This window comes from Kineococcus vitellinus, assembly GCF_009906315.1.
GTDB lineage: Bacteria > Actinomycetota > Actinomycetes > Actinomycetales > Kineococcaceae > Kineococcus > Kineococcus vitellinus.
In genome coordinates this window covers 1-12976 of sequence record NZ_JAAALL010000112.1, presented here as the reverse complement: position 1 = coordinate 12976, position 12976 = coordinate 1, and the positions used below count along the sequence as shown (strand labels likewise).

Below are 12976 nucleotides of genomic sequence, written 5' to 3'. Positions count from 1 at the left end.
GTCGGGGTGGGTGCGGGCTCGGGCGCGGGCGCGGTCGTGGGTCCGGTCGTGGGCCGTCGCGCGGCCAGCGCCGTGCCGGCGAGCAGGACGAGGGGGACGAGGCCGACGAGCACGACGTTCGCGGTCGTGCCCGCGCCCGTGAGCAGGCCGACGTGGCGCACCAGCAGCAGCAGCGCGATCAGCAGCAGCATCGAGGCGGCGGCCGCGGCCAGCAGCACCGGCCCGCTGCGGTGCGCGCTGCGCAGCAGGTGCACGAGGACGGCCACGGAGGTCAGCGCCTGCAGCAGGACGACGCCGACGGCGCCGGGGGTGTTCACCAGCAGCACGAGCTGGGCGTACGGGTCGGCGCCGGCGAGCGCGAAACCCGCGACGACGAGCACGGCCAGCAGGGTCTGCAGCGCCCCCGCGCGGGCGGGGGAGCCGAAGCGCGGGTGGGCGTGACCGAGCGCGGCGGGCAGCAGGCCGTCGCGGGCCAGGGTGAAGGCGTAGCGGTTGACGGCGTTGTGGAACGCGACCTGCGAGGCCAGCACGCTCGTGACGGCCAGCACGAGCATGAGGTCGCCGGCCCACGCGCCGACGTAGGCGTCCATGGCGGTGAAGAACATGCCCACCGGGTCGGCGGCGGCCGCCGCGACGGCGCCGTCCTCGCCGAAGGCCTGCACGACCGCCCACACCACGAGGCAGTAGAACAGCCCGAGGAAGGCGACCGCGGCGAACGTGGCCCGCGGGATCGAGCGGTCGGGGTTCCGCGCCTCCCGCCGGTACAGGGCGGTGGACTCGAAACCCATGAACGCCGCGAAGCAGAAACCCAGGATGCCGAGCATCCCCGGGTCCGCGAGCGCGGTGGGGGAGAAGGAGCTCAGGTGCAGGCCGTCGTGGCCGCCGCGCAGCAGGATCGCCGCCACCAGCAGGGCGAGCACCAGGGTCTCGGCGACGAGCAGGACGCCGAGGACCTTGGCGCCGACGTCGACACCGCGCCGGCCCAGCGCCCACACCGCCGCGATGCCGGCCGCGGCGAACAGCCACCAGGGCGCCTCGATGCCGGTGAACCGCGCGAAGGCGACCTGGAACTGCGTCGCGAGCAGGCCGTGCACGCCGATCTGCAGGGCGTTGTAGGAGACGACGGCGAGGATCCCGGCGCCGGCGCCCAGGCGCCGACCCAGGCCCAGGGCGATGACGGAGTAGAACGCCCCGGTGCCGCCGGTCAGCCGCGTCATCGCGGTGAACCCCACGGCGAACACGGTGAGGACGACGCCGGCCGCCAGGTACCCCGCCGGTGCCCCGATGCCCCCGACGGCGATGGCCAGCGGTGCGATGCCCGCCATGACGGTGAGGGGTGCGGCGGCGGCGACCACCATCGCGGTGATCCCGGCGGCCCCCAGGGCGCCGCCCTTGAGCTGGTCCCCGGGCCCGGGGCCGGGCGCGGTGGTGGGCGCGGGGGTGGTGCCGGGTGCGGACGTGCCGTCCATGCGGAGGTCCTCCAGGTCTGCCGGTGCGCCGTTGCAGCGCCACCGTAACCGAAACGGTGTCGGTTATGGTGCTCCTCATGTGTTTCGCAGGTGTTGCACGCGCGTTCCGGCCGCGTTCCGGCGCTCGCGCGCCCCGGTTACGGTGGGCGCCATGCGCCTGACGCCCACCGAGCGGGACCGGCTCCTGATCTTCACCGCCGCCGAGCTCGCCCGCGCCCGGCGCGCCCGCGGCCTGCGGCTGAACGTGCCCGAGGCCACCGCCCTGATCGCCGACACCGTCTGCGAGGTGGCGCGCGACGGCGCCCGGCTGGCCGAGGCGATGGCCGCCGGCCGCGCGGTCCTCGGGCCCGCCGACGTCCTGCCCGGGGTGGCCGACGTGGTGCGCAGCGTCGAGGTCGAGGCCGTCTTCGACGACGGCACCCGCCTCGTCGTCGTGCCCGACCCGGTCGGCGGCGGTTCGCTGGGCGGCGACGCCCCGGGCGCACTGCTGGCCGGCGACGCGCCGCCGGTGGCCTTCGGCGACGTCGTCGAGGTGGCCGTGACCAACACCGCGGACGTCCCCGTCAGCGTCACCTCGCACTTCCACTTCTTCGAGGTGAACCCGCGGCTGCGCTTCGACCGGGCCGCCGCCTACGGCCGCCGCGCCGCCGTCGACGCCGGGTCCACGGTCCGCTTCGACCCCGGCCAGACCCGCACCGTCCCCCTCACGCCCATCGGCGGGGCCCGGGTCGCCATCGGTTTCGCCGGTCTCGTCGACGGCCCGCTCGACGCGCCCGGCGCGCGCGAGCAGGCGCTGCACCGCGCCCGCGCCTGCGGCTACCTCGACGACCCCGGACCCGTCACCGGCCCCCCGGCCGGTGGTCCCACCACCAGCGGGGAGCACCCGGCATGAGCCTCGGCGGAGCGGACTACGCGAGCACCTACGGCCCCCGCGCGGGCGACCGCCTGCGCCTGGGCGACAGCGGCCTGGTCGTCGAGGTCGAGCACGACGCGCAGGCACCGGGGGAGGAGTTCCTCGCGGGTTTCGCCAAGACCGCCCGCGACGGCCTGCACCTGAAGGCCGCGCGGGCCACCGAGACCTGCGACGTCGTCGTCTCCAACGTCGTCGTCCTCGACGCCGCGCTGGGGATCCGCAAGGTGTCGATCGGGATCCGCGAGGGGCGGATCAGCGGGATCGGGCGGGCCGGCAACCCCGACACCCTCGACGGCGTGGACGTCGTCGTGGGTACCGGGACCAGCATCGTCTCCGGCGAGGGGCTCATCGCCACCGCCGGCGCCGTCGACACCCACGTCCACCTGCTCTCCCCGCGCGTCATGGAGGCCTCGCTGGCCTCGGGGGTGACCACGATCATCGGCCAGGAGTTCGGGCCGGTGTGGGGCGTGGGCGTGAACTCCCCCTGGGCGCTGCGGCACGCCTTCAACGCCTTCGACGCCTGGCCGGTGAACATCGGCTTCCTCGGGCGGGGCTCGGCCTCGGACCCCGGTTCCCTCGTGGAGGCCCTCGTCGAGGGCGGGGCCAGCGGGTTCAAGGTGCACGAGGACATGGGCGCGCACACCCGCGCCCTCGACACCGCGCTGCGGGTCGCCGAGGAGCACGACGTCCAGGTGGCGCTGCACACCGACGGCCTCAACGAGTGCCTGTCGGTGGAGGACACCCTGGCGGTGCTGGAGGGGCGCACCATCCACGCCTTCCACATCGAGGGCTGCGGCGGCGGGCACGTCCCGAACGTCCTGCGCATGGCCGGGGAGGGCAACGTCATCGGTTCCTCCACGAACCCGACGCTGCCCTTCGGCCGCGACGCGATCGCCGAGCACTACCACATGATCATGTCGGTGCACGGGCTCAAGGAGGACCTGCCCGGCGACGCCGCCCTGGCCCGCGACCGCATCCGCGCCGGCACGATGGGCGCCGAGGACGTCCTGCACGACCTCGGCATCATCCCCATCACCTCCTCCGACGCGCAGGGCATGGGCCGGGCCGGGGAGACGGTGCGGCGCACGTTCGCGATGGCGGGCAAGATGAAGGCCGAGCTCGGCGCGGAGGACCCCCGCCACGACAACGCCCGGGCCCTGCGCTACGTCGCCAAGCTCACGATCAACCCGGCGATCGCGCACGGCCTGGCCCACGAGGTCGGTTCCCTGGAGGTCGGCAAGCTGGCCGACGTCGTGCTGTGGCGGCCGGAGTTCTTCGGCGCCAAGCCCGAGCTCGTGCTCAAGGCGGGTTTCCCCGCCTACGGGGTGACCGGCGACCCGAACGCCGCCGTCGACCGCGCCGAACCCCTCGTGCTGGGCCCGCAGTTCGGCGCCCACGGCGCGAGCGCCGCGGACCTGTCGGTGGCCTTCGTCGCGCAGGCCGCGGCCGAGGCCGGGAACGACGCCATGACGACGCGGCGGCGCCGGGTGGGCGTGCGCGGCACCCGGGGGATCGGCCCGCGCTCGATGGTGCGCAACGACCGCGTCGCGCAGGTCCGCGTGGCCCCCTCCGGCCTGGTCACGGTGGACGGGGAACCGGTCAGCGCGCAGGCCGCGGAGTCGACCTCGCTCAACCGGCTGTACTTCCTCTGACGCCGCTCCCGCCGGCGTCCCCGGGGTTCCCGGGGTCCCGGGGGTCCCCGGGGTTCCCGGCGGCCCGGCAGCCGCGCAGCTGCGGCGCCACCAGGCCGTCGACGACCTCCCCGGCCACCAGGTGCCCCAGCAGCGGCGCGAGGCACACCCCGGAGTGCGCGACCACGACGTGCACCCCCGCCACGCCGGGCAGCGGGCCGACGACGGGACCACCGGGCGGCAGCGGCCGCACACCCGTGCGCGCGGTGCGCCGCGCCAGGTCCCCGGCGCCGCGGAACGTGGCGGCGACCGCGTCCGCCGTCCGCTGCACGGCGCCCGCCAGCGCCCGCTCGCCGTCCCCCGGCCAGGCCACGGACGCCAGCAGGGCGCCGTCCTCGTCCTGGCGCACCTCGACCCCGGGTGCGTCGACGAGCGTGCGGACGAGCCCGGCGGGCGCCTCGAAGCGCACCAGCACGGCGGGGGAGGCCGCCACCGGCACCTCGACCCCGGCCCCGGCGCACAACCGCGGCACGTCCACGCCGGCCGCGAGCACCACCCGGTCCGCGGCCAGGAACCCGGCGGAGGTCTGCACCCCCGCCACCCGCCCGCCCGCGGCGCGCAGGGCGAGGACCTCGGTGCCAGTCAGCAGCCGGGCGCCGCGCGCGCGGGCGGCCGCCACGAGGGCGGTGGTCACGGCCGCCGCGTCCACCGCGCCGTCGCTGCGCACGTGCACCGCCCGCCGCGGGAGCCGGCGCAGCGCCGGTTCCAGCGCGGCGGCGCCCGCGGCCGCCAGCACCTCGACGTCGTCCTCGGCGTCGTCCTCCCCGGCGCCGCTGCCGTCGTCGCGGCCCCACCGCCGCGGCCAGGACAGCGAACCGCTCCAGCGCACCCGCACCCCCGGAACCTCCCGCTCCAGGCGCCGCCAGTGCGCCAGGACACCGGTGCGCAGGTCGCGGGCCCCGCCGGGCCACTCGCCGTGCGCGCCGATCCAGCCGAAGGAGGCGCCCGTGGCCCCGCAGGCCGGCGCACCGCGCTCCACCAGCGTCACCCGCGCGCCCCGGCGGGCCGCGTGGTGGGCGATCGAGGCCCCCACCACCCCGGCACCGACCACCAGCACGTGCGGCGGCGGGACCCCGCCACCCGCTGCGCCCGCCGGCGCTCCCGTCAGCGGTTCCACTCGTAGAGGCGCTCCGGGCGCCCGCCGCCGTAGCGCAGCCGCACGCGGGCGCGCCGCTCGGCGACGAAGTGCTCCAGGTAGCGGCGCACCGCCACCCGCGACAGCCCCAGCTGCTCGGCCACCTCGCTGGCCGAGAGCGCCGCGCTCGCGCCGTCGAGGGCACCGGCGACGAGGTCGGCCGTCTCCGGGCTCAGCCCCTTCGGCAGCGCGGCCGCGCCGCGCGGGGAGGGACCGGCCGCCGCCGCGGGGATCCCCAGCGCCCGGTCCACGTCGGCCTGGTCCAGCACCGCGGGCGCCAGCGCGCGCCGGGCCGCCTGCACCCGCTGCAACCGCTCGGCGAGCTGGCGGGCCTCGAAGGGCTTGATGAGGTACCCGGCCACCCCGCCGTGCAGCGCCTCGCGCACGGTGGCCGCCTCCCGCGCCGCGCTGATGACCACCACCTCCACGTCGGCCCCCGCCGCGCGCAGCTGCGCGAGCACCTCCAGCCCCGACACGTCCGGCAGGTACAGGTCCAGCAGCACCACGTCCGGGCGCAGCCGCTGCACCATCTCCAGCGCCTCGGCGCCGGTGCGCGCGGTGCCGACGACGGTGCAGCCGCCGACGGCCGCCACGAAACCGCTGTGCACCGAGGCGACCATCGGGTCGTCGTCGACGACGAGGACCTCAAGCACGGCCGCCCCCGGCGGGGTGCGGCGGCAGGACCGCGGTGAAGACGGCGCCGCCGTGCTCGGCGCGGCCCAGCTCCAGCGAGCCGCCGCGACGGTGGCACACCAGCTGCACCAGCGCCAGGCCGATGCCGCGGCCGCCCGGGCTGGTGCCGTCCTTGGACGTCGTCCCGCGCCGCACCAGCTCCGGCAGCAGCCGCGGGTCCACCCCGGGCCCGTCGTCGCGCACGAGCACCACCGCACCACCGGCGCCGTCGTCGCGCACGTCGACCTCGACGGTGCCGCCGCCCGCACCGGCCGCGGCGTCGACGGCGTTGTCGACGAGGTTGCCCACCACCGTCACCAGGTCGTCGGAGAGGTCCTCGGCCACCGGCGGCAGGTGCGCGCCGGGGGCGAGCACGAGCTCCACGTCGCGCTCGTCGGCCACGCTCGTCGTGGCCACCAGCAGCGCCGCCACCGCCGGGTCCGCCACCTGCGCCCCGATGCGCTCGCCGAGCTCCGCGTGGGCGCGGCTGACCCGGTCGATGAACCCCACGACGTCGTCGTAGCGGCGCAGCTGCACCAGCCCGGAGATGGTGTGCAGGCGGTTGGCGAACTCGTGCGTCTGCGCGCGCAGCGCCTGCGTCGCCGCCCGGCTGACCCCCAGCTCGTGCTGGAGCGCGACGAGCTCGGTGCGGTCGCGCATCGTCGTGACGGTCCCGGCCGCCTCGGCGCCGCCGCTGCGGCGCAGCAGCGTCCGGTTGAGCACGAGCAGCCGGTCGTCGCTGACGACCGGGCGGTCGCTGGGCGCCGGCCCGCTGGTGAGCACGTCCACCACCTGCTGCGGCAGCCCCAGCGCGTCCACCCGCCGGCCCACCACGTCCGGCGGCAGCGCGAGCAGGTCGCGCGCGGCGTCGTTGGCCACGGTGACGACGCCGTCGGGGTCCAGGGCCACCACCCCCTCGCGGATCCCGCGCAGCACCGCCTCCCGGTGGGTGGCCAGCGAGGCGATCTCGTCCGGTTCCAGGCCGAGCGTCTGCCCCTTGACGCGCCGCGCCAGCAGCCAGGCCCCCAGGACGCCGACGAGCGCCGACATCCCCAGGTAGGTGGCCAGGTCCGGCAGCGCCGTGCGCAGCTCCGCGCTCCAGGGCACCGCGTCCTGCCCCACGAGCACCGCGCCCACGACGCTGCCCGCGGGCGCGCCGCCGTCGGCGAGCACCGGCACCCGCGCCGCCACGCTGCGCGCCTCGCCCAGGCGCACCTCGCCCAGCCAGGAGGGGTCCGCGGCCTCGGCGCCCGCGGGGGCGGGCAGCCGCCCGCCCGCCAGCCGCGGGTCGGCGGGGGAGGAGACCACGCGCCCGGCGGGGTCGGCGACCAGCAGGACCGCGACGTCGGAGGTGGTGCGCAGCTGCTCCGCGGTGGCCGTCAGCGCGTCCGCGGAGGTGCGCCCGGCGACGGCGTCGGCCAGCTGGCGGCGCACCAGCGGCAGCGAGGCGACGTACTCGGCGACCTGGCGCACCCGCCGCTCCTGGGCGTCGGCGGAGGCCTGCCGCGACTGGCTCACCGACACCGCACCCACCCCGACGAGGACGACGGCGAACAGCAGCACCTGCACGAGCAGGATCTGCCCGGCCAGGCCGGGGCGCCTGCGCTCGTGGTGGCTCACCGCACCTCCTCGTGCCGGGCGGGACGAGCGGGGAGCGCCCGGCGACCGCGACCACAACGACCGCAAGGACCAGTGCCACCGCAAGGGTGACGCGCCCGCCGCCACCGGGGAGCATTCTGCCCGACGGCACGCCCCGCGCGGCCGTCCACCGCTGCCGGCCGGCAGCGGTGCGGGTCGTCGACGAGGACGCCATGACACCGACCACCACGACGGCGCGCACGCGCGGCGGCCCCCCGCGGCGCGCCCTGCTCACCGCGCTCGCCGCGCTCCCGGCGCTGGCGGCCGCCGCGGCCGCCGCCGGCTGCGGCGTGACCCGCCAGACCGCCTCCAGCAGCGGCGCCCTGACGCGCCTGCAGCTGCTGGTGCCCAACTCCCCGGGCGGCGGCTACGACACCACCGGCCGCAGCGCGGTGCGCGTCATGGAGGAGGTCGGCGCGGCCGAGGGCGTGGAGGTCACCAACCTCTCCGGCGCCGGCGGCACCGTCGGGCTGGCCCGCTGCGTCAGCGAGAGCGGGAACCCGCAATACCTGATGTCGATGGGCCTGGGCGTCGTCGGCGCCTCCTACACCAACGACGTCGACGTCACCCTGGAGCAGACGACGCCCGTCGCGCAGCTCATCGAGGAGGCCGGCGTCGTCCTGGTGCCCGCCGCCTCCCCGTTCGCCACCCTCGGCGACCTCGTCGCCGCGTGGCGCTCGGACCCGCGCGCGCTGGCCGTCGGCGGCGGCTCCTCGCCGGGCGGGCCGGACTTCCTGCTGCCGATGCAGTTCGCGGACGCGGTGGACGTCGACCCCACCGAGGTCAACTACATCGCCTACGACGGCGGCGGCGACCTGCTGCCGGCGCTGCTCGGCGGGCAGATCGCGTTCGCCACCAGCGGCTACGGGGAGCTGCTGGACCAGATCACGACCGGCGCGGTGCGGGCGCTCGCCGTCTCCAGCGAGCAGCGCGTGCCCGTCCTGGACGTCCCGACGCTGCGCGAGCAGGACGTGGACCTGGTCTTCACCAACTGGCGGGGCCTGGTGGCCCCGCCCGGGCTCGACGACGTGGAGGTGGCTCGGCTCGTGGACGCGCTGACGCAGATGCACGACTCGCCGCAGTGGCGGCAGGTGCTGCAGGAGAACTCCTGGACCGACGCCTTCAGCACCGGTCAGGCGTTCGGGGACTTCCTCGAGGAGCAGGCCGCGCGCGTGCGCGAGGTGCTCTCGCGGCTGGGGCTGGTGTGAGCGCCCCCGCGGCGCCGCCCGCCGCCCCGGCCACCGGCGCCCGCCCCGCGCGGCGCCCGCGCGACCTGTCGCAGCTGGGGGTCTGCGCCTTCCTCGTGCTGCTCGGCGCGCTCGTCGTCGCCGACGCCGCCACCCTCTCGCAGGGCCTGGTGGACGACGGGGTCGTCGGCCCCCGCCCGGTGCCCTACGTCGTCGGCGCCGGGCTCGTCGTCACCGCGCTCGTCCTGGCCGTCGACGTCCTGCGCGGCGGTCGCGGCGAGGCCGAGGACGGCGAGGACGTCGACCTGTCGGCCGGCTCGGACTTCAAGCGGATCGGCCTGCTGGTGCTGGTGTTCGCCGCGAACGTCCTGCTCGTCGAGCGCCTGGGCTGGGTCGTCTCCGGTGCGCTGTTCTTCGGCGGCGTCGCCAAGCTCCTCGGCGGGCGCAGCCTGCTGCGCGCCGTCGCCGTCGGCGCCGTCCTGTCGCTGCTGACGTTCTACTTCTTCTGGGTCGTGCTGGGCATCCAGCTGCCGCCCGGCGTCCTGGACGGGGTGCTGTGATGGGCGACCTCGCGGCGCTCCTCGGCGGCTTCGGCGACGCCCTGACACCGGCGAACCTCGCCTTCGCGGCGATCGGCGTCGTCCTCGGCACGGCCGTCGGCGTCCTGCCGGGCATCGGCCCGGCGATGACGGTGGCGCTGCTGCTGCCCCTGACCTACGCGCTGGAACCGGCGAGCGCGCTCATCATGTTCGCCGGCATCTACTACGGCGGCATGTACGGCGGCTCCACGACGGCCATCCTGCTCAACACCCCCGGCGAGTCCTCGTCGGTGGTGACCGCGCTGGAGGGCAACAGGATGGCCCGCAGCGGCCGCGCCGCGCAGGCGCTGTCGACGGCGGCCATCGGCTCGTTCGTGGCGGGCACCATCGGCTCGGTGCTGCTGGTGGCCACGGCCCCGCTCATGGTGGACCTGGCGGTCGGCCTGGGCGAGGCGGACTACTTCGCCATCATGGTGCTGGCGCTGCTCGCGGTCACCGCGGTCCTGGGCTCCTCCCGGGTGCGCGGTTTCGCCTCGCTGTTCATCGGCCTGGCGATCGGGCTCGTCGGCCTGGACGCCGTCAGCGGCCAGGCGCGGCTGACGTTCGGCGTGCTGCAGCTCATCGACGGCATCGACATCGTCGTCGTCGCGGTGGCGATCTTCGCCGTGGGCGAGGCGCTGTGGGTGGCCTCCCGGATGCGCCGCTCGGCGGTCGAGGTCATCCCGGTGGGCCGGCCGTGGATGGGGCGCGAGGACTGGAAGCGCTCCTGGAAGCCGTGGCTGCGCGGCACGGCGCTGGGGTTCCCCTTCGGCGCCGTCCCGGCCGGCGGCGCGGAACTGCCGACGTTCCTGTCCTACGTCGCCGAGCGCAAGCTGTCCAGGCACCCCGAGGAGTTCGGCAAGGGCGCCATCGAGGGCGTCGCGGGCCCGGAGGCGGCCAACAACGCCTCGGCGGCCGGGACGCTGGTGCCGACGCTGGCGCTGGGCCTGCCGACGAACGCGACGGCCGCCGTGCTGCTGGCGGCGTTCATGTCCTACGGGATCCAGCCCGGCCCGCTGCTGTTCCAGCGGGAACCGGACCTGGTGTGGGCGCTCATCGCGAGCCTGTTCATCGGCAACCTGCTGCTGCTGGCGCTGAACCTGCCGCTGGCGCCGCTGTGGGCCAAGCTGCTGCGCATCCCGCGGCCCTACCTGTACGCGGGGATCCTGTTCTTCGCCACCCTGGGCGCGTACGCCACCAACCTGCAGGCCTTCGACCTGTGGCTGCTGCTGGGCTTCGGCGTGCTGGGCTTCGCCATGCGCCGCTTCGGGCTGCCGGTGCTGCCGCTGATCATCGGCGTCATCATCGGCCCGCTGGCCGAGGAGCGGATGCGCACGGCGCTGACGCTGTCGCAGGGCGACTGGGGCGGGCTCGTCGCCGACCCGCTGTCGGTGGTCGTGTACGCGCTCGTCGCCCTCGTCCTGCTGTTCCCGCTGCTGCGCCGGTTCCTGCCCGCGCGCCTGGGCGGCCGCCCCGCGCCGGTCCCGCCCAGCGACCCCGGCGTCGACCTGCGCGAGCACGAGGAGGTTCCCCGGTGACCGTCGTCGTCGCCTACGCCCCCACCGCCGAGGGGGAGGCCGCGCTGGCGGCCGGCGTGGAGGAGGCCCAGCGCCGCGGGGAGGACCTGTTCGTCCTCAACGCCCCCGCGGGCACCTCGCTGGCCGAGCCCACCTACGCCTCGCCCGAGCAGCTGGAGCGGGTGCGCGAGCAGCTGGCCGCCGGCCCGGTGCGCGCGCAGGTGGTGCAGCGCATGGGGCAGGGGGACGTCGCGAGCGTGGTCGTCGACGCGCTGCACGAGGTGTCCGCCTCCGCCGTCGTCGTCGGCCACCGCCGCCGCACGCCGGTCGGCAAGCTCATCATGGGCAGCGTCGCGCAGCGCATCATCCTCGACGCCCCCTGCCCGGTGGTGACGGTCAAGCCGCCGGCGCGGCACTGACCACGGGGCGCCGGGACGGGGCCGTTCACCCCTGCGGCCCCGTCCCGGCGGGTTTCCTTGACGGGTGCAAACCCGGCTCCTAGAGTCCGCGACATGGTCGACGACGACGGCGTCAACGGTGACGCCTCCGCGCCCGGCGCCCCCGCGGGCGCCGCGGGCGCGGGTCCCCTGCTCCTGGTGCGGGGCGTGACCAAGGACTTCTCCGGGGTGCGCGCGCTGGACGGCGTCGACCTGGAGGTGCGGCCGGGGGAGGTGCACTGCCTGCTCGGGCAGAACGGCGCCGGCAAGTCCACCCTCATCAAGGTCCTCGCCGGTGCCCACCGCCCCACGGCGGGGACGCTGCACTGGTGCGGGGAGGAGATCGAGCTGCCCTCCCCGGTGGCGGCGCTGCGCGCGGGCATCGCCACGATGCACCAGGAGCTCGACGTGGTCGACGGGCTCACCGTCGCCGAGAACATCCACCTGGGGCACGAGGACTCCCGGGCGGGTTTCACCCGGCGCCGGCAGGTGCGCGCCCGCAGCCGCGAACTCCTGCAGCGGCTCGGGCACGGCGACATCGCGCCCACCCGCGAGGTCGGTTCCCTGTCCGCGGCGGGCAAGCAGGTCGTGAGCATGGCGCGGGCGCTCTCGCGCGACGCGCGCCTGATCGTCATGGACGAACCCTCCGCCGTGCTGGACTCCGAGGAGGTCGCCAACCTGTTCCGGGTCGTGCGCCAGCTCACCGCCGCCGGGGTGGCCGTCCTCTACATCTCCCACCGCCTGGAGGAGATCCGCCAGATCGGCGACCGGATCACCGTCCTCAAGGACGGCCGGACCGTCGCCTCGGGCCTGCCGGTGGCCGGCACGCCCACCTCCGAGCTCATCCGCCTCATGACCGGGCGCGCCGTCCAGCAGGTCTTCCCCACCCGCACCCCCGTGCCCGCGGACCGCCCCGTGCTGCTGGAGGTGCGCGACCTGGGGCTGCGCGGGTCCTTCTCCGACGTCTCCTTCGACGTGCGCGCCGGCGAGGTCGTCGGGCTGGCCGGTCTCGTCGGCTCGGGGCGCTCGGAGATCCTGGAGAGCGTCTACGGCGCGCGGCGCCCGACGTCGGGGCAGGTCCTCGTCGACGGGCGCCCGGTGCGGCCGGGGTCGGTGGCGGCGGCCGTGCGCGCCGGCATCGGGCTGGCTCCCGAGGAGCGCAAGAGCCAGGGGCTGCTGCTCGACGAACCGGTCTACCGCAACATCACCCTCTCCACGTTCACGCGCTTCGCGCGCGGTCCGCTGCTCGACGAGCGCGCGGAGCGCGCGAGCGCCCGCGAGCACATCGCCGCCCTGCAGCTGCGCCCGGCGGACCCGGACCGCCCGGTGCGCACCCTCTCGGGCGGCAACCAGCAGAAGGTCATGCTCGCGCGCTGGCTGCTGCACGGCTGCCGCGTCCTGCTGCTGGACGAACCCACCCGCGGCGTGGACGTCGGCGCCCGCGCGGAGACGTACTCCCTGGTGCACTCGCTGGCGCAGGCCGGCAACGCCGTCGTCGTGGTCTCCAGCGAGATCGAGGAGGTGCTCGGCCTGTCCGACCGCGTCCTCGTGATCGCCGACGGCCGGGTCCTGCACAGCGGTCCCGCCGCGGAGATCGACGAGCGCAGGGTGCTCGACCTCGTCCTGGAAGGGAGTGCCGCGTGAGCGAGCAACCGCCACCGCCGCTGTCCACCGCGGGCAGCGTCCCGCCCGACCCCGACCACCCCTCGCCGCTGGAGCGGCGCGGGGTGGTCGGGGTC

11 protein-coding genes are annotated in these 12976 nt (G+C 76.4%); 7 read left to right on the top strand and 4 right to left on the bottom strand.

Features of this window, described 5'->3' with window-relative positions; translation table 11 throughout:
- Positions 1 to 1469: APC family permease (locus GTQ99_RS11545; protein ID WP_166615880.1), on the bottom strand; the 1469-nt coding region annotated here is incomplete at its 3' end.
- Between the two features lie 151 nt (positions 1470 to 1620).
- Between GTQ99_RS11545 and ureA the strand changes: the two genes are divergently transcribed.
- Both ureA and GTQ99_RS11535 read left to right on the top strand, forming a co-directional pair.
- The gene (gene ureA, locus GTQ99_RS11540; RefSeq protein WP_166615879.1) at positions 1621 to 2361 is read left to right on the top strand and encodes an urease subunit gamma; all 741 of its coding nucleotides are present in this window, start codon (positions 1621 to 1623) and stop codon (positions 2359 to 2361) included.
- The gene (locus GTQ99_RS11535; RefSeq protein WP_166615878.1) at positions 2358 to 4034 is read left to right on the top strand and encodes an urease subunit alpha; all 1677 of its coding nucleotides are present in this window, start codon (positions 2358 to 2360) and stop codon (positions 4032 to 4034) included. The genes ureA and GTQ99_RS11535 overlap by 4 nt, the downstream gene beginning before the upstream one ends.
- Here GTQ99_RS11535 and GTQ99_RS11530 read toward each other — a convergent pair.
- The 3 genes from GTQ99_RS11530 to GTQ99_RS11520 are packed head-to-tail and all read right to left on the bottom strand — an operon-like array spanning position 4012 to position 7500.
- Positions 4012 to 5130: an FAD-dependent oxidoreductase gene (locus tag GTQ99_RS11530; RefSeq protein ID WP_166615877.1), complete on the bottom strand. Its 1119-nt coding sequence runs from the start codon at positions 5128 to 5130 to the stop codon at positions 4012 to 4014. The genes GTQ99_RS11535 and GTQ99_RS11530 overlap by 23 nt on opposite strands.
- Before the next feature lie 47 nt (positions 5131 to 5177).
- The gene (locus GTQ99_RS11525; RefSeq protein WP_166615876.1) at positions 5178 to 5861 is read right to left on the bottom strand and encodes a response regulator; all 684 of its coding nucleotides are present in this window, start codon (positions 5859 to 5861) and stop codon (positions 5178 to 5180) included.
- The gene (locus GTQ99_RS11520) at positions 5854 to 7500 is read right to left on the bottom strand and encodes an ATP-binding protein (protein WP_166615875.1); all 1647 of its coding nucleotides are present in this window, start codon (positions 7498 to 7500) and stop codon (positions 5854 to 5856) included. The genes GTQ99_RS11525 and GTQ99_RS11520 overlap by 8 nt, the downstream gene beginning before the upstream one ends.
- A 191-nt stretch (positions 7501 to 7691) precedes the next feature.
- Here GTQ99_RS11520 and GTQ99_RS11515 point away from each other — a divergent pair, with 191 nt between their 5' ends.
- The 5 genes from GTQ99_RS11515 (at position 7692) to GTQ99_RS11495 (ending at position 12881) form a co-directional block, all read left to right on the top strand.
- A complete protein-coding gene (locus GTQ99_RS11515; protein ID WP_166615874.1) occupies positions 7692 to 8726 on the top strand; it encodes a Bug family tripartite tricarboxylate transporter substrate binding protein in 1035 nt (344 codons plus the stop codon).
- Positions 8723 to 9265 carry a tripartite tricarboxylate transporter TctB family protein gene (locus GTQ99_RS11510; protein ID WP_205707273.1) on the top strand — a complete coding sequence of 181 codons (543 nt, stop codon included), beginning with the start codon at positions 8723 to 8725 and terminating at the stop codon, positions 9263 to 9265. Before GTQ99_RS11515 ends, GTQ99_RS11510 begins: the two co-directional genes overlap by 4 nt.
- Entirely contained in the window at positions 9265 to 10821 is a 1557-nt protein-coding gene (locus GTQ99_RS11505; protein WP_166615873.1) for a tripartite tricarboxylate transporter permease, read from the top strand. The genes GTQ99_RS11510 and GTQ99_RS11505 overlap by 1 nt, the downstream gene beginning before the upstream one ends.
- Positions 10818 to 11219, top strand: coding sequence for a universal stress protein (locus tag GTQ99_RS11500; RefSeq protein ID WP_166615872.1), 402 nt, complete (start codon positions 10818 to 10820; stop codon positions 11217 to 11219). Before GTQ99_RS11505 ends, GTQ99_RS11500 begins: the two co-directional genes overlap by 4 nt.
- A 93-nt stretch (positions 11220 to 11312) precedes the next feature.
- Positions 11313 to 12881, top strand: a complete 1569-nt coding sequence (locus tag GTQ99_RS11495; RefSeq protein ID WP_205707272.1) for a sugar ABC transporter ATP-binding protein — start codon at positions 11313 to 11315, stop codon at positions 12879 to 12881.
- Positions 12882 to 12976: the final 95 nt, after the last annotated feature.